The 18,648-nt window shown below is 64.9% G+C and carries 16 protein-coding genes and 1 pseudogene; 14 read left to right on the forward strand and 3 right to left on the reverse strand.

Going from position 1 to position 18,648, the window contains the following annotated elements; genetic code table 11:
* Positions 1–2: 2 nt before the first annotated feature.
* From uraH to HZI36_RS16265, 3 genes and pseudogenes are all read right to left on the reverse strand, one after another.
* Positions 3–356, reverse strand: a complete 354-nt coding sequence (gene uraH, locus HZI36_RS16255; RefSeq protein WP_179403675.1) for a hydroxyisourate hydrolase — start codon at positions 354–356, stop codon at positions 3–5.
* A gap of 177 nt (positions 357–533) precedes the next feature.
* Positions 534–1,460: pseudogene (locus HZI36_RS16260) on the reverse strand (LysR substrate-binding domain-containing protein); the annotation flags it as partial.
* Between the two features lie 128 nt (positions 1,461–1,588).
* Positions 1,589–2,539, reverse strand: coding sequence for a LysR family transcriptional regulator (locus tag HZI36_RS16265; RefSeq protein ID WP_179403677.1), 951 nt, complete (start codon positions 2,537–2,539; stop codon positions 1,589–1,591).
* A gap of 172 nt (positions 2,540–2,711) precedes the next feature.
* Between HZI36_RS16265 and HZI36_RS16270 the strand changes: the two genes are divergently transcribed.
* The 14 genes from HZI36_RS16270 (at position 2,712) to HZI36_RS16335 (ending at position 18,642) form a co-directional block, all read left to right on the forward strand.
* Entirely contained in the window at positions 2,712–3,002 is a 291-nt protein-coding gene (locus HZI36_RS16270; RefSeq protein ID WP_179403678.1) for a thiamine pyrophosphate-dependent enzyme, read from the forward strand.
* Positions 3,003–3,134: 132 nt separating this feature from the next.
* Positions 3,135–4,481 (forward strand): nucleobase:cation symporter-2 family protein, encoded by a 1,347-nt coding sequence (locus tag HZI36_RS16275; protein ID WP_179403679.1) that lies wholly within the window; start codon positions 3,135–3,137, stop codon positions 4,479–4,481.
* 175 nt (positions 4,482–4,656) lie between these two features.
* Positions 4,657–6,435 carry a glyoxylate carboligase gene (gene gcl / locus HZI36_RS16280; protein ID WP_179403680.1) on the forward strand — a complete coding sequence of 593 codons (1,779 nt, stop codon included), beginning with the start codon at positions 4,657–4,659 and terminating at the stop codon, positions 6,433–6,435.
* Positions 6,436–6,591: 156 nt separating this feature from the next.
* Positions 6,592–7,371 (forward strand): hydroxypyruvate isomerase, encoded by a 780-nt coding sequence (gene hyi, locus HZI36_RS16285; RefSeq protein ID WP_179403681.1) that lies wholly within the window; start codon positions 6,592–6,594, stop codon positions 7,369–7,371.
* 97 nt (positions 7,372–7,468) lie between these two features.
* A complete protein-coding gene (gene glxR / locus HZI36_RS16290; RefSeq protein ID WP_179403682.1) occupies positions 7,469–8,356 on the forward strand; it encodes a 2-hydroxy-3-oxopropionate reductase in 888 nt (295 codons plus the stop codon).
* Between the two features lie 2 nt (positions 8,357–8,358).
* Complete coding sequence (gene pyk / locus HZI36_RS16295; RefSeq protein WP_179403683.1) at positions 8,359–9,786, forward strand: pyruvate kinase; 1,428 nt, start codon at positions 8,359–8,361, stop codon at positions 9,784–9,786.
* A 96-nt stretch (positions 9,787–9,882) separates the two neighbouring features.
* Positions 9,883–11,166 (forward strand): phosphopyruvate hydratase, encoded by a 1,284-nt coding sequence (eno, locus tag HZI36_RS16300; RefSeq protein ID WP_179403684.1) that lies wholly within the window; start codon positions 9,883–9,885, stop codon positions 11,164–11,166.
* 92 nt (positions 11,167–11,258) lie between these two features.
* A complete protein-coding gene (locus HZI36_RS16305) occupies positions 11,259–12,437 on the forward strand; it encodes an acetyl-CoA C-acetyltransferase (protein ID WP_179403685.1) in 1,179 nt (392 codons plus the stop codon).
* Positions 12,438–12,504: 67 nt separating this feature from the next.
* Positions 12,505–13,506 (forward strand): allantoicase, encoded by a 1,002-nt coding sequence (gene alc, locus HZI36_RS16310; RefSeq protein ID WP_179403686.1) that lies wholly within the window; start codon positions 12,505–12,507, stop codon positions 13,504–13,506.
* Between the two features lie 31 nt (positions 13,507–13,537).
* Positions 13,538–14,041, forward strand: coding sequence for an ureidoglycolate lyase (locus HZI36_RS16315; protein ID WP_179403687.1), 504 nt, complete (start codon positions 13,538–13,540; stop codon positions 14,039–14,041).
* Between the two features lie 105 nt (positions 14,042–14,146).
* Positions 14,147–14,890: an acetoacetyl-CoA reductase gene (phbB, locus tag HZI36_RS16320; RefSeq protein ID WP_179403688.1), complete on the forward strand. Its 744-nt coding sequence runs from the start codon at positions 14,147–14,149 to the stop codon at positions 14,888–14,890.
* Between the two features lie 140 nt (positions 14,891–15,030).
* Positions 15,031–16,623 (forward strand): malate synthase A, encoded by a 1,593-nt coding sequence (gene aceB / locus HZI36_RS16325; RefSeq protein ID WP_179403689.1) that lies wholly within the window; start codon positions 15,031–15,033, stop codon positions 16,621–16,623.
* 201 nt (positions 16,624–16,824) lie between these two features.
* A complete protein-coding gene (locus tag HZI36_RS16330) occupies positions 16,825–17,367 on the forward strand; it encodes a fimbrial protein (protein WP_179403690.1) in 543 nt (180 codons plus the stop codon).
* Between the two features lie 192 nt (positions 17,368–17,559).
* Positions 17,560–18,642: a type IV toxin-antitoxin system AbiEi family antitoxin gene (locus HZI36_RS16335; protein ID WP_179403691.1), complete on the forward strand. Its 1,083-nt coding sequence runs from the start codon at positions 17,560–17,562 to the stop codon at positions 18,640–18,642.
* Positions 18,643–18,648 lie beyond the last annotated feature (6 nt).

The raw sequence follows: 18,648 nt of genomic DNA on the forward strand, positions 1-18,648 counted from the left end.
GGTCAGCTGCCGCGATACGTGCTGTACGACCACGGCGACACCAGCAGCGGCACGTGATAGTGCGCGGCCGCATCCGAGACGCCGAAGCGCAGCACGACGCGGTCGACGAAACGCGGCTGCGGCACCTTCACGCCGCGCGTGGCGAAATAGTTGCCGACGTGGAACACGAGCTCGTACTCGCCGGTGACGAGCGCATCGCCTTCGAGCAGCGGCGCGTCGCAGCGGCCGTCGTCGTTCGTGGTGGTGGTTTTCAGTGCGCGGCGGCTGTCGCCGGTGACGGCGAACAGTTCGATCCTGATGTCCGCGCCGGGACAGCCGTTGGCGGTGTCTAGCACATGGGTGGTGAGCTTGCCCATCTGGAATGTTCCTCAGGTTGAAAGTGAAGCGTTCTCGGCGATCCGGCCGGAATGCACGGGTGAATGAGCTCGGTAATGCGGCAGTCGTTACCTGGCCGCCGACGGCTTGAGCGCGGTCTCGTGGACGCGCGCGTGAGCGGGCGGCACGCATTCGCGGGTGTCGCGCGGCTGCGCCGGCGGCTTGATCAGCATGCTGACCGTATCCGATACGAGGTTGCGCAGCCAGCGTACGTCGTCGGAGTAATGGCAGCGTTCGTGCCAGAGCTGGTAATAGCGCATCGGCGGAAAATCGAGCGGCGCCGGCAGCACCGCCAGCGGCATCGCCTTCGCGAAGTGATCGGCGAAAATGCGCGTCGTCGTGAAGATCAGGTCGGACTGGATCAGCGCGTACGGCACCAGCGTGAAATACGGCAGCGTGACGACCACGTGGCGCTTCATGCGTTCGCGCGACAGGCGGATGTCGATCGTGCCGCGCTGGCCGACCGAATCGGCGGGGGGCGCGACGTGCGATGCGCTCAGATACTGCTCGAGCGTCAGGTAGCCGCTCTTCGCGTGGCGATGGGTGTTGCTGACCAGGCAGACGACCTGATCGACGAACAGGTTCGACAGATGCAGTTGCTCCGGCGGCTCCGGCCAATTGCCGATCACGACGTCGAGCGTGCCTTCTTCCAGCGCCTGCTCGTAGTCGAACGACGGCCCGAGCGATTGAAACTCGAGCGTCGCGCGCGGCGCGGCTTTTCGGAAGCGCTCGATGATCGTCGGCATGAACAGTACGTTCACATAGTCGGGGCAGCCGATCCGGAAACAGCGGACCGACGTCGCCGGATCGAAGTCGCGCTGCTGAACGCGAATGCGCTCGATCTCGCGCAGCGCGATTCGCGTCGGCTCGATCAGGCGCAGCGCATATTCGGTCGGAATCAATCTGCCTTTGCCGCGAACGAGCAGCGGATCGTCGGTCAGCTCGCGCAACTTGCGCAGCGCGACGCTGATCGCGGGCTGCGATTGATCCAGCTTGACGGCCGTGCGCTTAACGCTGCATTCAGCCAACAGGGTGTGCAGAACACGCAGCAGGTACGTGTCTATCACTGAGCGTTGTTGAGTCATGTCTTTACCCAAACAGATCAAACAGCCGGGTGGATTCCGAGCAACGTGCACGCTCTATCGGGAATCCGGTAAAAAATTTGACATGCTAAGGATCGGGAATCGATTCAGGGACGCTCAGACATCCTTGCTCAAATCACCTCTTCGATATCCGGTTGGGTATCGTTTTCGAACGCCGGCAACGTCAGCCACCATTCGTCGCGAAATGCCTCCTTCAGAAACTGGATCAGCTCGGTCACCTTGGCCGGCACCAGTTTCGGCGACGGGTACACCACATGAATCTCCTGATCGGGCAGCATGTGATCGCCCATGATCTGCCGCAGGTGCCCGGTGCGAATCGACTCGCTCGCCGCGTAATACGGCACGATCGTGATGCCCATGTTGTTGCGGGCGGCCGTGATCAGCGACGACAGATTGTTCGAGCGCAGCCGCCCGTTCAGATACACCGATACCCGCTCGCCCGCCGGGGTGCGCATGCGCCAGTAGTCGTCCTCCTGAACGCTGCTGTAGATCAGGCATTCGTGGTCGGGCAATTCGACGTGCGTCCTCGGTTCGCCATGCTGTTTCAGATAGTCGGGCGATGCCACCATCACCCACGGATTCAATCCCAGATACCGGCCGCCCAGCGACGAATCGGCGAGCGAGCCAAGACGTATCGCCGCATCGAGACCCAGCGCAACGAGATCGACGTATCGATCGTCGTGGTTCATGTCGACGCGCAGATGCGGATGCGCCTGCATGAATTTGACGAGCAGCGGAGAAATGATTTGGCGTCCGAACGTCAGCGAAGTGCCGACGCGCAACAGGCCGTCGATGTGGGCGTCCCGGCCGGACACGACGCGCTGCGCATCTTCGTAGTCGCGCACGACGCACTTGCATTTCTCGTAGTACCGCGCACCGAGTTCGGTGAGGCTGATCGCGCGCGAGTTGCGGTTGAGCAGTCTCACGTTGAGGCGGCGCTCGATCGAGTTGATGTGCTTCGTCACGGTGGGCTGGGTCAGTTTCAATTCTCGTGCCGCCTTGGAGAAATTCCCCAGTTCAACGACGCGTGTGAAGACCTGCAGTTCCGTGAGTCGATCCATGTTTGCTCTCGATTGGTGCGTTTAATATAGGCTAACTCGCCGTTCGCTTGTTAGCTACTAGTCATTCCATGGAAGAATAGGTGGTATGCAAGTTCGCCCCGTTGTGATGCCGATTGCATCTGCCTAGCATCGGTCCACACCTCAACCCATCGACCGGGAGCAAGGGATTGCGATGACGCGGATGATTGCCGTAATGGGTGTCGAGCGGATGATGAACCACATCACGCTCCACGTCGACGACGTACCGGTCAGGCCGCCGCATATCGACGGCGCAGCGAACGGTGCATTCGGCAGGAAGGCTTGCGTGCTCAATACGATAGGTGTGCCACATATCGTCGCCGCACGTCATTTCCCTATGTGCGAACCACTCGATCCGGCTGCCATTGGTCAGGCCGGTCCGGTCGGCACGATCGACAAGATCGACGGAGGCGGAGGCGGATTCGGGTTACCCCGCATTCATTGACCGCCCATCGGGTATCCGCATCGAAACATTGCACGCGTTGCATGTAGACCGGCAGGCGGCCGGTCGCCGGATATGAAAAGTGCGTCCAGCACACCCACTTTCGAGACAGTCGGCTTTATATCAGGAGACCCCATGAACAAATCGACACATCCGGTCGACGAGGTACTGCCATTCGGGCAAATGCTGACCGTCGGGATCCAGCACGTGCTCGTGATGTACGCGGGCGCGATCGCTGTCCCGCTGATCATCAGCGCCGCGCTGAAGCTGCCGAAGGATCAGGTTGCATTTCTGATCAGCTCGGACTTGTTCGCGTGCGGCATCGTCACGATGATCCAGTGCATCGGCGTCTGGAAGTTCGGCATTCGCCTGCCGGTGATCATGGGGGTGAGCTTCGCGCCGGTCGGGCCGATGGTCGCGATGGCCGGGTCGGGGATGGGGCTGCCGGGCATCTTCGGCGCCACCATGGCCGCCGGCGTCTTCGCGATCCTCATCGCGCCGTTCTTCGGCAGGCTGATGCGGTTCTTTCCACCGATCGTCACGGGCACGATCATTCTGACGATCGGCGTCACGCTGTTCCCGGTGGCGATCACCTGGGCGGGCGGCGGGCACGACGCGCCCAATTTCGGCGATCCGATGAACCTGATGATCGCCACGATCGTCCTGGCCGTGATTCTCCTGATCAATAAGTATCTGTCCGGATTCCTGGCGAATATCTCGGTGCTGCTCGGCATGATCCTGGGGTTCGGGATCGCGCTCGCGCTCGGGATGGTGGATTTCTCCGGCGTCGGCGACGCCGGATGGTTCGCGCCGGTCTATCCGTTCGCATTCGGCATGCCGACGTTCAATCTGACCGCGATCGCGTCGCTGTGCCTCGTGATGGTCGTCGTGATGGTGGAGTCGCTCGGCATGTTCCTCGCGCTCGGCGAGCTCACGCGGCGCCCGGTCACCCATGAAGACGCGTCGCGCGGATTGCGCACCGACGGGCTCGGCACGCTGATCGGCGGCATCTTCAATACGTTTCCGCACTCGTCCTTTTCGCAGAACATCGGCCTCGTCGGCATTACCGGCGTGCGCAGCCGGTGGGTGGTGGTCGTGTCCGGCGCGTTGCTGACGTCGCTGGGGCTGTTGCCGAAGCTGTCCCACCTGATCGCGTCGATCCCGGTCGTCGTGCTGGGCGGAGCGGGCATCGCGATGTTCGGGATGGTCGCCGCCACGGGCATCAAGATCCTCGGCAAGGTCAACTACGAGAACAAGAACAATCTGCTGATCGTCGCGATCAGTCTCGGGGTGGGCGCGATTCCGCTCGTCTCCCCGACGTTCTTCCACAAGCTGCCGCACTGGACCGGCGCGCTCACCCACAGCGGCATCACGCTGTGCGCGATCGTGTCGATTCTGCTGAACGCCGCTTTCAATCGCGCCGAGACCGTCGAGGAAGTCGAAAGAGAGCTGGCCGGCGAATTCGGAGATTCATCGCACTGAAACCCGTTCCGTTTCGCGTGCGCGGCCACGATCGATTCGTCAGCGTTCCTGGTCGACGGTTCGACGATTCGACGCTGGAATAGCTGGTATGCAATCTCTTTGCATTGTGATGCCGCACAGCGAAACCTAACATCGCATTACGCTCCAATCCACAAAGCCGAGGAAGGTGAAAACGATGACGCGCATGACTGCCGTAGACGCTGCCGTACTGGTGATGGAGAAGGAAGGGATTACCCATGCCTTCGGTATTCCGGGGGCGGCCATCAATCCGCTGTATGCCGCGATGAGGCGGCGGGCCAGCATCACGCACACGCTCGCGCGGCACGTCGAAGGCGCGTCGCATATGGCCGAGGGCTACACGCGCGCCGAGCCGGGCAACATCGGTGTGTGCATCGGCACGTCGGGGCCGGCCGGTACCGACATGATCACCGGCCTCTACTCGGCGTCGGCCGATTCGATTCCGATTCTCTGCATCACCGGGCAGGCGCCGCGGGCCCGTCTATATAAGGAAGACTTCCAGGCAGTCGACATCGAGGCGATCTCGAAGCCGGTCACCAAGTGGTCGGTGACGGTGCGCGAGCCGGCGCTCGTGCCGCGCACGTTTCAGCAGGCGTTCCATTTGATGCGCTCGGGCCGGCCGGGCCCGGTGCTGATCGATCTGCCGTTCGACGTGCAGATGGCCGAGATCGAATTCGACATCGACACGTACGAGCCGCTGCCGGTCTACAAGCCCGCGGCGACGCGCGCGCAGATCGAGAAGGCGCTCGAAATGCTGAACGAGGCCGAGCGCCCGCTGATCGTCGCCGGCGGCGGCATCATCAATGCGAACGCGCCGGAACTGCTCGTCGAGTTCGCGGAGGCGACCGGCGTGCCGGTGATCCCGACGCTGATGGGCTGGGGCACGATTCCCGACGACCATCCGCAGATGGTCGGCATGGTCGGTCTGCAGACCGCGCACCGCTACGGCAACGCGACGCTGCTCGAATCCGACTTCGTGCTCGGCATCGGCAACCGCTGGGCGAACCGGCATACCGGCGGCGTCGACACCTATACGAAGGGCCGCAAGTTCGTGCACGTGGACATCGAGCCGACGCAGATCGGCCGCGTGTTCTGCCCGGATCTCGGCATCGTGTCCGATGCGAAGGCCGCGCTCGAGCTGTTCGTCGCGGTCGCGAAGGAATGGAAGGCCGCCGGCAAGCTGAAGGATCGCAGCGCGTGGCTCGAGCAGTGCCGCGAGCGCAAGCGCACGATGCTGCGCAAGACGCACTTCGACGAGGTGCCCATCAAGCCGCAGCGCGTGTACGAGGAAATGAACAAGGTGTTCGGCAAGGACACCTGCTACGTGAGCACGATCGGCCTGTCGCAGATCGCCGCCGCGCAGTTCCTGCACGTCTACAAGCCGCGCCACTGGGTCAACTGCGGGCAGGCCGGCCCGCTCGGCTGGACGATTCCGGCCGCGCTCGGCGTGTGCGTCGCCGATCCGTCGCGGCAGGTGGTCGCGCTGTCCGGCGACTACGACTTCCAGTTCATGATCGAGGAACTGGCCGTGGGCGCGCAGTTCAAGCTGCCGTATATCCACGTGCTCGTGAACAACTCGTATCTCGGGCTGATCCGCCAGTCGCAGCGCGGCTTCAACATGGACTACTGCGTGCAGCTGTCGTTCGAGAACCAGAACGCGCCGGAACTGGGCGAGTACGGCGTCGATCACGTCGCGGTGGTGGAGGGGCTCGGCTGCAAGGCGCTCAGGGTGTTCAAGCCGGAAGACATTCTGCCCGCGTTCGAGCAGGCGCAGAAATGGCTGAAGGAGTACAGCGTGCCGGTGGTCGTCGAAGTGATTCTCGAGCGTGTGACGAACATCGCGATGGGCGTCGAGATCGACAACATCACGGAGTTCGAGGATCTCGCGGCGGACGCGCGCGTCGACGCGCCGACCGCGACTGCGATGCTGGACTGACGGCGGCCGGGCACCGCGCCGGCCGCGGGCAGATGAACTGCCCGGCCGGCGTGACGTGCCACGGTGCGGTGCGATGACCATGGACCCGGCACCCGCGTATCGCGGTGCCGGCGATAAATGATATGCATTCCTGAGAATGAGCGAAGGAGACGCAGCATGCCGCGGTTCGCAGCCAATCTGACGATGCTCTTCAACGAGGTGGATTTCCTGGACCGGTTCGCGGCCGCTGCGCGGGCCGGCTTCAAGGGCGTCGAGTATCTGTTTCCGTATCCATACCCGAAGGCGCAGCTCGCCGACCAGCTCGCCGAGCACCAGCTGACGCAGGTGCTGCACAACCTGCCGGCCGGCGACTGGGCCGCGGGCGAGCGCGGGATCGCGGTGCTGCCCGATCGCGTCGGCGAGTTCCAGGACGGCGTCGGCCGCGCGATCGAGTACGCGAGCGCGCTCGGCTGCAAGCAGGTGAACTGCCTGGCCGGCATCGCGCCGAGCGGCGTCGCGCCCGACAAGATCCGCGCGACGCTCGTCGACAACCTGAAGTTCGCGGCCGGGAAGCTCGGCGAGGCCGGCATCCGGCTGCTGATCGAGCCGTGCAACACGCGCGACATCCCGGGGTTCTATCTGAACCGCAGCCGGCAGGCGCTGGATGTGATCGGCGAGGTCGCCTCCGACAATCTCTGGTTGCAGTACGACATCTATCACATGCAGATCATGGAAGGCGACCTCGCGCCGACGCTGCAGCGCACGTTGCCGTATATCGCGCACATGCAGCTCGCGGACAACCCGGGCCGCCACGAGCCGGGCACCGGCGAGATCCATTACCCGTTCCTGTTCGAGTTCATCGACCAGCTCGGCTACGAAGGCTGGATCGGCTGCGAGTACAAGCCGGCCACCGACACGGTGGCCGGACTCGGCTGGCTCGCGCCGCATCTGGCCTGAACTGAACGGCCACCGCACGACCTTCGAACGAACACTGAACGATCGCCGAACCATCACTGAACGATCGCTGAACGACCCCCGATACGGAGACACACACATGAAACTCGGATTCATCGGCCTGGGCATCATGGGCGCCCCGATGGCGGAACATCTGATCGCCGCGGGCCATCAGGTGCATCTATACAGCATTCCCAGCGTGCCGCAGGCGCTGGTCGACAAGGGCGGCATCGCGTGCGCGAGCGGCAGGGAAGTCGCGCAGCAGGCCGACGTGATCATCACGATGGTGCCGGACACGCCGCACGTCGAGTCCGCGCTGTTCGGCGAAAACGGCGTGGCCGAAGGCCTGTCGACAGGCAAGACCGTGGTCGACATGAGCTCGATCTCGCCGATCGCGACGAAGGCGTTCGCGCAGCGCATCAACGCGCTCGGCTGCGACTACCTCGATGCGCCGGTGTCGGGCGGCGAGGTCGGCGCGAAGAACGCGACGCTGTCGATCATGGTCGGCGGCGAGCAGGCGGCGTTCGACCGCGTGAAGCCGCTGTTCGAGCTGATGGGCAAGAACATCACGCTGGTCGGCGGCAACGGCGACGGGCAGACGACGAAGGTCGCGAACCAGGTGATCGTCGCGCTGAACATCGAGGCGGTGGGCGAGGCGCTGCTGCTGGCGGCGAAGGCCGGCGCGAATCCGGCGAAGGTGCGCGAAGCGCTGATGGGCGGCTTCGCGTCGTCGAAGATCCTGGAGATCCACGGCGACCGGATGGTGAAGCGCACGTTCGACCCGGGGTTCCGGATCGAGCTGCACCAGAAGGACCTGAACCTCGCGCTGCAGACCGCGAAGGCGCTCGGCGTGTCGCTGCCGAACACCGCGACCGCGCAGGAGCTGTTCAACGCGTGCGCGGCGCACGGCGGGTCTGCGTGGGACCACTCGGCGCTGGTGCGCGCGCTCGAGATCATGGCGAACTTCGAGATCGGGCAGGGGTCCTGACTATGACCATCGATACCCGTCGCAATCGCAATGCGAAGATCGTCGCCACGCTGGGCCCGGCGAGCGCCGATCGCGAGACCATCGAGGCGCTGTTTCATGCGGGGGCGGACGTGTTCCGCCTGAATTTCAGCCATGGCACGCACGAAGACCACAAGCAGCGGCTCGACCTCATTCGCGCGATCGAGGCGGACGTGGGCCGGCCGATCAGCGTGTTGCTCGATCTGCAGGGCCCGAAGCTGCGGATCGGCACGTTCGCCGGCGGGCCGATTCAGCTCGCGGCCGGCGATCGCTTCCGGCTCGATCTGGACAAGGACAAGCCGGGCGACCAGACACGCGCCGCGCTGCCGCATCCGGAGATCTTCGCGGCGCTCGAGGCCGGCACGGACCTGCTGCTCGACGACGGCCGCGTGCGTCTGCGCGTTGAGCGCTGCGGGCCGGATTTCGCGGAGACGCAGGTGATCAACGGCGGCCCGCTGTCGGACCGCAAGGGCGTGAACGTGCCGGGCGTGGTGCTGCCGCTGTCGGCGCTGACCGAGAAGGATCGCAAGGATCTGGACTACGGATTGACGCTCGGCGTGGACTGGATCGCGCTGTCGTTCGTGCAGCGTCCGGAGGACATCCGCGAGATCAAGGCGATCGTGCAGGGGCGCGCGGCGATCTGCGCGAAGCTCGAGAAGCCGGCGGCGATCCACAGCCTGGAGGAGATCGTCGAGGAGACCGATGCGGTGATGGTCGCGCGCGGCGATCTCGGCGTGGAGATGCCGGCCGAGCAGGTGCCGGCGATCCAGAAGCGGATCGTGCGCGCGTGCCGCAAGGCGGGCAAGCCGGTGATCGTGGCGACGCAGATGCTGGACTCGATGGTGGCGGCGCCGGTGCCGACGCGGGCGGAAGCGTCGGACGTGGCGACGGCGATTTACGACGGCGCGGACGCGGTGATGCTGTCGGCGGAGTCGGCGTCGGGCAAGTATCCGGTCGAAGCGGTGTCGATGATGAGCAGCATCATCGTGCAGACGGAGGCGGATCCGCATTACCGGGAAGGGCTGGAAGCGTCGCACGTGCCGCCGCGGGCGGAGCTGGCGGATGCGATCGGCTGCGCGATGCGGCGGGTGGCTGGGCTGCTGCACGTCGCGGCGACGGTCGCGTATACGAGTTCGGGCTACTCGGCGCTGCGCATGTCGCGCGAGCGGCCGGAGGCGCCGATCATCGGGATGACGCCGCGGCTCGCGACCGCGCGGCGCCTCGCGTTGGTGTGGGGCGTGCACTCGGTGCTGTGCCACGAGGTGGAGAGCGTGCCGGAGATGACCGACCTCGCGTGCCGGACGGCGCTGAAGGAAGGTTTCGGCGAGGCGGGGCGCTATGTCGTGATCTCGGCGGGCATGCCGTTCGGCAACGCCGGCACGACGAATCTGCTGCGGATCGCTCAGCTCTAGCCGGGCGGATCGCGGGCATCGTTCGTCCGTGGTGAAGTGAATATCGTTGCACGCGCAATCTCCTCAATCCGAATCAGCGAAGAGAAGGGAAGAGCAATGGCAAAAATCCAGGATATCCGTGGCTACGAGATTCTCGATTCGCGAGGCAACCCGACGGTTGCCGCGGTCGTCGTGCTCGACAACGGCGTGCGCGGCGAGGCGATGGTGCCGTCGGGCGCGTCGACAGGCGCGCGCGAGGCGATCGAATTGCGCGATGGGGATCCGAAGCGGTACGGCGGCAAGGGCGTCAGGAATGCGGTCGCGCACGTGAACGGCGAGATTCGCGCGGCGCTGGTCGGGCGCGACCCGGCCGATCAGGCCGGCATCGATCAGACGATGATCGATCTGGACGGCACGCCGACGAAGTCGCGTCTCGGCGCGAACGCGATCCTCGCGGTGTCGATGGCCGCCGCGCACGCGGCGGCGGCCGCCGCCGGCCAGCCGCTTTACCGCTTTCTGGCCGGTGGGCGGGCGCCGCTGCTGCCGGTGCCGATGATGAACGTGATCAACGGCGGCGCGCATGCGGACAACAAGGTCGACATGCAGGAGTTCATGATCCTGCCGATCGGCGCGCCGACGTTCGGCGAGGCGCTGCGCTACGGCACCGAGGTGTTCCATGCGCTGAAGGCGCTGCTGAAGAAGCGCGGGCTGAACACGGCGGTCGGCGACGAGGGCGGCTTCGCGCCGGATCTGTCGTCGAACGAGGAAGCGCTCGATGTGCTGATGCAGGCGATCGCAGCGGCCGGCTATCGGCCGGGCGAGGACATCTATCTCGGGATCGACGCGGCGAGCTCCGAGTTCTATTCGGACGGCGTCTACAACCTTGAAGCGGAAGGCAAGACGTTCAACTCCGACCAGTTCGCGGACCTGCTGGCGGGCTGGGTCGGCAAGTATCCGATCGTGTCGATCGAGGACGGGATGGCGGAGGAGGACTGGGGCGGCTGGAAGGTGCTCACGGACCGGCTCGCGAAGCAGACGCAACTGGTCGGCGACGACGTGTTCGTCACGAATCCCGCGATCCTGAAACGGGGCATCGATGAAGGGATCGGCAACTCGATCCTGATCAAGGTCAACCAGATCGGCACGCTGACGGAAACGCTGGCCGCGATCGACATCGCGCGGGCGGCGGGCTACACGACGGTGATGTCGCATCGTTCGGGCGAAACGGAGGACGTGACGATCGCGGATCTCGCGGTCGCGACGGCCGCCGGGCAGATCAAGACGGGCTCGCTGTCCCGGTCCGACCGGATCGCGAAGTACAACCGCCTGCTGCGCATCGAAGCGGAGCTGGGAAGCGCCGCGCACTTCGCGGGCCGTGCGGCGTTCCCGATGCTGCGATAGCCGCGCGATGCGGCCAGGCCTGGCCAGGCCAGACCCGAACCGAACGAGAGCGGAACGGTGAAGTGACCCCTGTCAACGGAGAGAGAAAGAGGATGGACGAAATCGTCATAGTGGCCGCCGCGCGCACGGCCGTCGGCAAGTTCGGCGGCACGCTCGCGAAGATTCCGGCGGCCGATCTGGGCGCGCTGGTCATCAAGCACCTGCTCGCGAAGACCGGCATCGGCGCCGATCAGGTCAGCGAAGTGATCATGGGGCAGGTGCTCACGGCGGGCGTCGGCCAGAACCCGGCGCGGCAGGCGACGCTGCGCGCGGGGCTCGACCCGATGGTGCCCGCGATGACCATCAACAAGGTGTGCGGATCGGGCCTGAAGGCCACGCATCTGGCCGCGCAGGCGATCCTCTGCGGCGATGCGCAGATCGTCATCGCCGGTGGCCAGGAAAACATGAGCGCGTCCGCGCACGTGCTGCCGAACTCGCGCGACGGCTTCCGGATGGGCGACGCGAAGCTCGTCGACACGATGATCAACGACGGGCTGTGGGACGCGTTCAACCACTACCACATGGGCGTCACCGCGGAAAACGTCGCGAAGAAGTACGGCGTGTCGCGCGACGAGCAGGACGCGTTCGCGGCCCACTCGCAGCAGAAGGCCGAGGCCGCGCAGAAGGCGGGCAAGTTCAAGGACGAGATCGTGCCGGTCGACGTGCCGTCGAGGAAGGGGCCGCCGCTGTCGTTCGACACCGACGAATTCATCAAGCACGGCGTGACCGCCGAGTCGCTGGCCGGCCTGCGCCCGGCGTTCGCGAAGGACGGCACGGTGACCGCGGGCAACGCATCGGGCATCAACGACGGCGCGGCCGCGGTCGTGATGATGTCGGCCACGAAGGCGCGCGAGCTCGGCCTCACGCCGCTCGCGAGGATCAAGGCCTACGCATCGGCCGGCGTCGATCCGAGCGTGATGGGGATCGGCCCGGTGCCGGCGTCGCAACTGTGCCTGAAGAAAGCGGGCTGGACGCCGGGCGACGTCGATCTGATGGAAATCAACGAGGCATTCGCCGCGCAGGCGATCGCCGTCAACAAGCAGATGGAATGGGATACCGGGCGGATCAACGTGAACGGCGGCGCGATCGCGATCGGCCATCCGATCGGCGCGTCGGGCTGCCGGATTCTCGTCACGCTGATCCACGAGATGATCCGCCGCGACGCGCGGCGCGGACTGGCAAGCCTTTGCATCGGCGGTGGGATGGGCGTGGCCCTGGCCATCGAGCGGTAAACGTACGTATCCGAGTGATCCGAGTGACCCGATTGACCCGAGTGACAGCACATAGCGAGCAGACATCATGACCATGACCATCAATACTCCGCAGGAATTCGCGACCCGCTGGCTCAACCTCGCGCAGCCGCGCCTCGGCGCGAAGCCGCTGCTTTGCACCGACGAATGGTTCGCGCCGGCCGAGCGTATGCTGAACCCCGATCCGGCCGTGTTCATCGTCGGCAAGTTCGACGACCACGGCAAGTGGATGGACGGCTGGGAAACGCGCCGCCGGCGCAACGGCGGCTACGACCACTGCATCGTGAAGCTCGGGCTGCCGGGCGTGATCAAGGGCGTCGACATCGATACGAGCCACTTCACCGGCAACTTCCCGCCGGCCGCGTCGCTCGACGCGTGCTACAGCGACGGCGATCCGGACGATCGCACCGAGTGGCACGAGGTCATCGCGGCGGTCAGCCTGCAGGGCAATTCGCATCACTACGTATCGGTCGAGGACGGGCGGCCGTGGACGCACGTGCGGCTGAACATCTATCCGGACGGCGGCGTCGCGCGGTTGCGCGTGTACGGCCAGGTGCAGTGCGACTGGGAGAAGCGCGACCGCAACACGCTGATCGATCTGTGCGCGGTCGAGAACGGCGGGCGCCCGGTCGTGTGGAACGACTCGCACTTCGGGCCGCCGCATCCGCTGCTGACGCCGGGGCGTGGCGTGAACATGGGTGACGGCTGGGAAACGCGCCGGCGCCGCGAGCCGGGCAACGACTGGCTGATCGTCGAGCTCGGTCATCGCGGCAGCATCGAGGAGATCGTCGTCGACACCGCGCACTTCAAGGGCAACTATCCGGACCGCTGCTCGATCCAGGCGGCGTGGGTGACGGGCGGCACCGAGCAGTCGCTGGTCACGCAGAGCATGTTCTGGCCGGTGCTGCTGCCGGAGCAGAAGCTGCAGATGGATGCGATCCACACGTTCAAGGAGCAGGTGCAGAAGATCGGGCCGGTGAGCCACGTGAAGCTGAACATCTTCCCCGACGGCGGGATCAGCCGCCTGCGCCTGCTCGGCAAGATCGCGTGACACGCCGGACAAGCGGCGAAGGAGAACGACGATGACTGGACAGACAATCAAGATCGAACCGCTGACACGCGAAGCGTTCGCCGAGTTCGGGGACGTGATCGAGTACGAGGGGCGCGACTTCTTCCACATCAACGACAAGATGGTCGAGCGGTATCACGACCTCGCGAAAGTGGACACGCAGGAGGCGGGCGGGCGCACGCTGGTGAGCTGGTTGCGCGCGAAGCAGAACACGTTTCCGTCGAAGGTGCGGTTCGTCGAGCGGCATCCGCTGTCGAGCCAGGCCTTCATTCCGCTCGACGACAATCCGTTTCTTCTGATCGTCGCGCCGCGCGGCGACGACGTGAAGCTCGAGGATCTGCGCGCGTTCGTGACGAACGGGCGGCAGGGCGTGAACTATCACCGCGGCGTTTGGCATCACGTGCTGATCGTGCCGAACCGGGACATGCAATTCCTCGTCGTGGATCGCGGCGGCGCCGAGAAGAACTGCGACGAGTTCTGGTTCCCGGAGGAGCAGCAACTCGTGCTGCAGCCGTAAGCGAGAGACGCGTGGAGCCGGTTGCCCGACGCGGCGCGCGTTGCGTCGGCGCCGGCGGCTGGCTCCCGAGCGAACGATAAAAACTGATCGAAGAGGAGTGCAATCATGGCGCAGCGAGTGGTACTGGTAACCGGTGGGATGGGCGGACTCGGCGAGGCGATCTGCATGAAGATGGCCGAAGCCGGCTATCGCGTCGCGACCACCTATTCGCCCGGCAACAAGCGGGCCGTCGACTGGCTCGCGTCGATGAAGGAGATCGGGCATGAGTTCGTCGCGGTGCCGTGCGACGTGGCCGACTACGAGTCGTGCGCGAACGCGGCCGCCGAGGTGGAGGCGAAGCTCGGACCGATCGACATCCTCGTGAACAACGCGGGGATCACGCGCGACATGACGTTCAAGAAGATGGACAAGACGAACTGGGATGCGGTGCTGCGCACGAACCTGGACAGTCTGTTCAACATGTCGAAGCCGATCGTCGACGGGATGGTCGAGCGCGGGTGGGGCCGGGTGATCAACGTGTCGTCGGTCAACGGCTCGAAGGGGGCATTCGGGCAGACCAACTATTCGGCCGCGAAGGCCGGCGTGCATGGTTTCTCGAAGGCGCTGGCGCTCGAGGTCGCGCGCAAGGGCGTGACCGTGAACACGGTATCGCCCGGCTATATCGGCACGGCGATGGTGACCGCGATTCCGAAGGACGTGCTGGATTCGAAGATCCTGCCGCAAATCCCGATCGGGCGGCTCGGCAAGCCGGACGAAGTCGCGGGCCTGATCATCTATCTGGCGTCCGAGGAGGCTGCGTTCGTCACCGGCGCGAACATCGCGATCAACGGCGGGCAGCACATGCAGTGAATGCCGGGCCGGCGCGCGCCGGCCCATGCGCTCGCGACCGGATTTCCGCGGGGCCGCGGGCGCGCAGGAAAACGTTGCGGTCCAGCCGTTGCAGGCCGATGTTCCATGCCGATGTTCCAGGTCGATTGATGGGGAAAAACATGACGAACACGTTGCCGCTGCCGCAAGGCATGGAAATCACGGGCGAGATCAGGCCGGGTGACGAAGTGGTTCTCACGCCCGACGCGCTCGAGTTCGTCGTGAAGCTGCATCGCGCATTCGAGCCGCGCCGTCAGGCGCTGCTGGCCGCGCGCGCTGAGCGCACGCAGCGCCTGGACGCCGGCGAGCGTCCCGACTTCCTCGCCGACACGCAGTCGATCCGCGACGGCGACTGGATCATCGCACCGCTGCCGGCGGATCTCGCCTGCCGGCGCGTCGAGATCACGGGCCCGGTCGAGCGCAAGATGATCATCAACGCGCTGAACTCCGGCGCCGATTCGTACATGGCCGATTTCGAGGATTCGAACGCGCCGAGCTGGACGAACCAGATCGACGGCCAGATCAACCTGAAGGACGCGGTGCGCCGCACGATCTCGCTCGAGCAGAACGGCAAGTCATACAAGCTGCATGACCGGACCGCGACGCTGATCGTGCGTCCGCGCGGCTGGCACCTCGACGAGAAGCACGTAACGGTCGACGGCCAGCGCATGTCCGGCAGCATTTTCGACTTCGCGCTGTTCCTGTTCCACAACGCGGTGGAGCAGCTCGCGCGCGGCGCGACACCGTATTTTTACCTGCCGAAGATGGAGAGCCATCTGGAGGCGCGCCTGTGGAACGACATCTTCGTCGCCGCGCAGGCGGCGCTCGGGATTCCGCGCGGCACGATCCGCGCGACGGTGCTGATCGAGACGATTCTCGCCGCGTTCGAGATGGACGAAATCCTGTATGAATTGCGCGAGCACAGCTCGGGCCTGAACGCGGGCCGCTGGGACTACATCTTCTCGGCGATCAAGAAGTTCAAGAACGACCGCGACTTCTGCCTCGCGGAGCGCTCGCAGATCACGATGACGGTGCCGTTCATGCGCGCGTACGCGCTGCTGCTGCTGAAGACGTGCCACAAGCGCCACGCGCCGGCGATCGGCGGGATGAGCGCGCTGATTCCGATCAAGAACGATCCGGCCGCGAACGACAACGCGATGGCCGGCGTGCGTTCGGACAAGGCGCGCGACGCGGGCGACGGCTACGATGGCGGCTGGGTCGCGCATCCGGATCTCGTGCCGATCGCGATGGAGGCGTTCGTGAAGGTGCTCGGCGACAAGCCGAACCAGATCGACCGGCAGCGTGACGATGTCCAGGTGACGGCAAAGGATTTGCTCGACTTTCGTCCGGAATCGCCGATCACCGAGGCGGGATTGCGCGAGAACATCAACGTCGGGATTCAGTACCTCGGCGCGTGGCTCGCGGGCGACGGCTGCGTGCCGATCCACAACCTGATGGAAGATGCGGCGACGGCGGAGATCTCGCGCTCGCAGGTGTGGCAATGGATCCGCTCGCCGAAGGGCGTGCTCGACGATGGCCGGAAGGTGACGGCGGAACTGGTGCACGCGCTCGCGGAGCAGGAGCTCGAGAACGTGAAGCAGGTGGTCGGCGGGGATCCGGAACCGTACGAGCACGCCGCGCGGATCTTCGGCGAGATGTCGACATCGGCGCATTTCACGGAATTTCTCACGTTGCCGCTGTACGAAAACGTCTGATTGGGGGCGGCGTCACGCTCTCCGTCTAGCGCTTGGCCAATACTTTAGGGTGGGAAGGGCATCACCGCTGATGCAGATCAAACACCCGCATTGTGTTTGTCATCCGCAATACTTAGCATACAGATTCCTTTCGATGTGATGATAAGGTGGCCGGCACCTGCCTTTCGGTGCCGGCTGTTTCTTTTTTTGTTCGATATCCTCATGAAAAAGAATCTGATTGCAATTGCACTGGTTGTCGCTCCTTTTTCTGCCGCATTTGCGGCGAGCGCCAACACCATCAACTTCCAGGGCGAAGTGGCCGACCAGACTTGCGAGGTCGCGATCAATGGCGCGACGGACGCTGCGTCGGTCCTGTTGCCGTCCGTTTCGACGGCGAAGCTGACGCTGGCGGGCAGCACCGCGGGCCTCACCACCTTCGCGGTCGGCGTGACCGGCTGTCCGGCGCCGGCCAAGGCCGCCCAGGCGATCAAGACCGTGTTCGCGGGCAACCAGGTCACGTCCGCCGGCAACCTCGGCAACACGGGGACCGCCGCGAATGTGTCGCTGCAACTGCTCGACCCGGCCGCGCCGTCGGCGCCGTTCGATCTGAATACCGCGGGTGGTTACAGCGCGTCGGGGCTGAGCTTGAGTGTGGGCCAGACGTCGGCGTCGTATGACTTTGCCGTTCAATACGTCTCCGAAGACGGCCGTGCGACTCCGGGCTCGGTCAAGGGCAGTGTCCAGTACCAGGTGAATTACCAGTAACGCTGGCGATCGGGGCCGGGGCCGGGCGAATTGCGTTGGCGACGATCCCGGGATGTCCGTGATGTCGTGCCGGAACGCGAATGTTCAGACTGGATCGGTGTTCGGAAAGTATGAACACGCAAAAATATTGAACAGATAGTCGCCGTTGTTCATAATATTTGCGTGTTCAACATTTCCGAACAGGCAAAATTCATGAACGACGACAGCCAGCGCGCGCTTCCACACTTTGATCGTCCGACTGAAGCCTTGATCAGACAGCTCGTCACTGCCGCAACCCGGCTTGCCAACGTTCCTCTGCGCGTTATCGACTTTCGTCCAGCCGAGCGAAGTGATGGCATGGTCGGAGAAGTGGAGCTCACGCTGGAAGTGAACGGTGCCGCCCAGCAATACACGCTCGTGGCCCGGGGCCAGATAAGATCGCGGGAGGCGATCAGGGTCCTTGCGGCAAGGAACCGTACGGCGCCTTTTCCGGTCCTCCTGGCGACTCCCTACCTGACGCTTGCGTTGGCGGACGAATGCGTCGAGCACGACCTGCAGTTCATCGACCTGGCCGGGAATCTGCATGTCCGTGCACCCGGCCAGTACATGCTGGTAACGGGCAGATCGGCGAATCCGGAGATCAAACGCCTGGCATCGAGATTGGGGAAGCCCGCGATCTCCGCGAGCGCCTCGGCGATCAGGATGATTTTTGTGCTGTTATCCGATCCGGGGCTGGTGAACCGTCCATACCGGGAAATTGCGGCAGCGGCGGGTGTGGCGCTTGGCACCGTTGGCAGCGTGTTCGACGACCTGCGTGAACGCGGCCTGCTGGCAGGCACGGACGACCGGCGGCTGCTCGATCGTGGTGCGCTCAGGGAGGAGTGGGCTATCAATTATCCGCTTCGCCTGCTGCCGAAGCTCAACGTGCAACGATTCGCGGCAGGGGACCCTTCCTGGTGGCAGCATGCCGAACTTCCAGTGGGGCAGGCATGGTGGAGCGGGGAGGTGGCTGCCGCCAAACTGACCGGGCAGCTTCGACCGTGCGCGCAGACGCTCTATGTCGAGCCCACGGCAAGACCGACCGTGACAATGGAACTCGCGAAGCGCCATCGCTTGCGGGCCGATCCCGCCGGCACACTGGAAATCATCGATGCCTTCTGGCATCTCGACGAGGCACGGACGGAAACCGTGACGGCGCCACCTTTGCTCGTGTACGCGGATTTGCAGCGTACGAGGGAGCCGCGAAACGCGGAGGCTGCGGTGTTGATTCGCGACGAACTGGAGCGCGGCGAATGACGGGGA

The organism is Burkholderia guangdongensis, assembly GCF_013403875.1.
Lineage (GTDB): Bacteria > Pseudomonadota > Gammaproteobacteria > Burkholderiales > Burkholderiaceae > Burkholderia > Burkholderia guangdongensis.

Coding starts and splice junctions, on each gene's coding strand:
- uraH (WP_179403675.1), bottom strand. CDS start 356: ATGGGCAAGCTCACCACCCATGTGCTAGACACCGCCAACGGCTGTCCC.
- HZI36_RS16265 (WP_179403677.1), bottom strand. CDS start 2,539: ATGGATCGACTCACGGAACTGCAGGTCTTCACACGCGTCGTTGAACTG.
- HZI36_RS16270 (WP_179403678.1), top strand. CDS start 2,712: ATGACGCGGATGATTGCCGTAATGGGTGTCGAGCGGATGATGAACCAC.
- HZI36_RS16275 (WP_179403679.1), top strand. CDS start 3,135: ATGAACAAATCGACACATCCGGTCGACGAGGTACTGCCATTCGGGCAA.
- gcl (WP_179403680.1), top strand. CDS start 4,657: ATGACGCGCATGACTGCCGTAGACGCTGCCGTACTGGTGATGGAGAAG.
- hyi (WP_179403681.1), top strand. CDS start 6,592: ATGCCGCGGTTCGCAGCCAATCTGACGATGCTCTTCAACGAGGTGGAT.
- glxR (WP_179403682.1), top strand. CDS start 7,469: ATGAAACTCGGATTCATCGGCCTGGGCATCATGGGCGCCCCGATGGCG.
- pyk (WP_179403683.1), top strand. CDS start 8,359: ATGACCATCGATACCCGTCGCAATCGCAATGCGAAGATCGTCGCCACG.
- eno (WP_179403684.1), top strand. CDS start 9,883: ATGGCAAAAATCCAGGATATCCGTGGCTACGAGATTCTCGATTCGCGA.
- HZI36_RS16305 (WP_179403685.1), top strand. CDS start 11,259: ATGGACGAAATCGTCATAGTGGCCGCCGCGCGCACGGCCGTCGGCAAG.
- alc (WP_179403686.1), top strand. CDS start 12,505: ATGACCATGACCATCAATACTCCGCAGGAATTCGCGACCCGCTGGCTC.
- HZI36_RS16315 (WP_179403687.1), top strand. CDS start 13,538: ATGACTGGACAGACAATCAAGATCGAACCGCTGACACGCGAAGCGTTC.
- phbB (WP_179403688.1), top strand. CDS start 14,147: ATGGCGCAGCGAGTGGTACTGGTAACCGGTGGGATGGGCGGACTCGGC.
- aceB (WP_179403689.1), top strand. CDS start 15,031: ATGACGAACACGTTGCCGCTGCCGCAAGGCATGGAAATCACGGGCGAG.
- HZI36_RS16330 (WP_179403690.1), top strand. CDS start 16,825: ATGAAAAAGAATCTGATTGCAATTGCACTGGTTGTCGCTCCTTTTTCT.
- HZI36_RS16335 (WP_179403691.1), top strand. CDS start 17,560: ATGAACGACGACAGCCAGCGCGCGCTTCCACACTTTGATCGTCCGACT.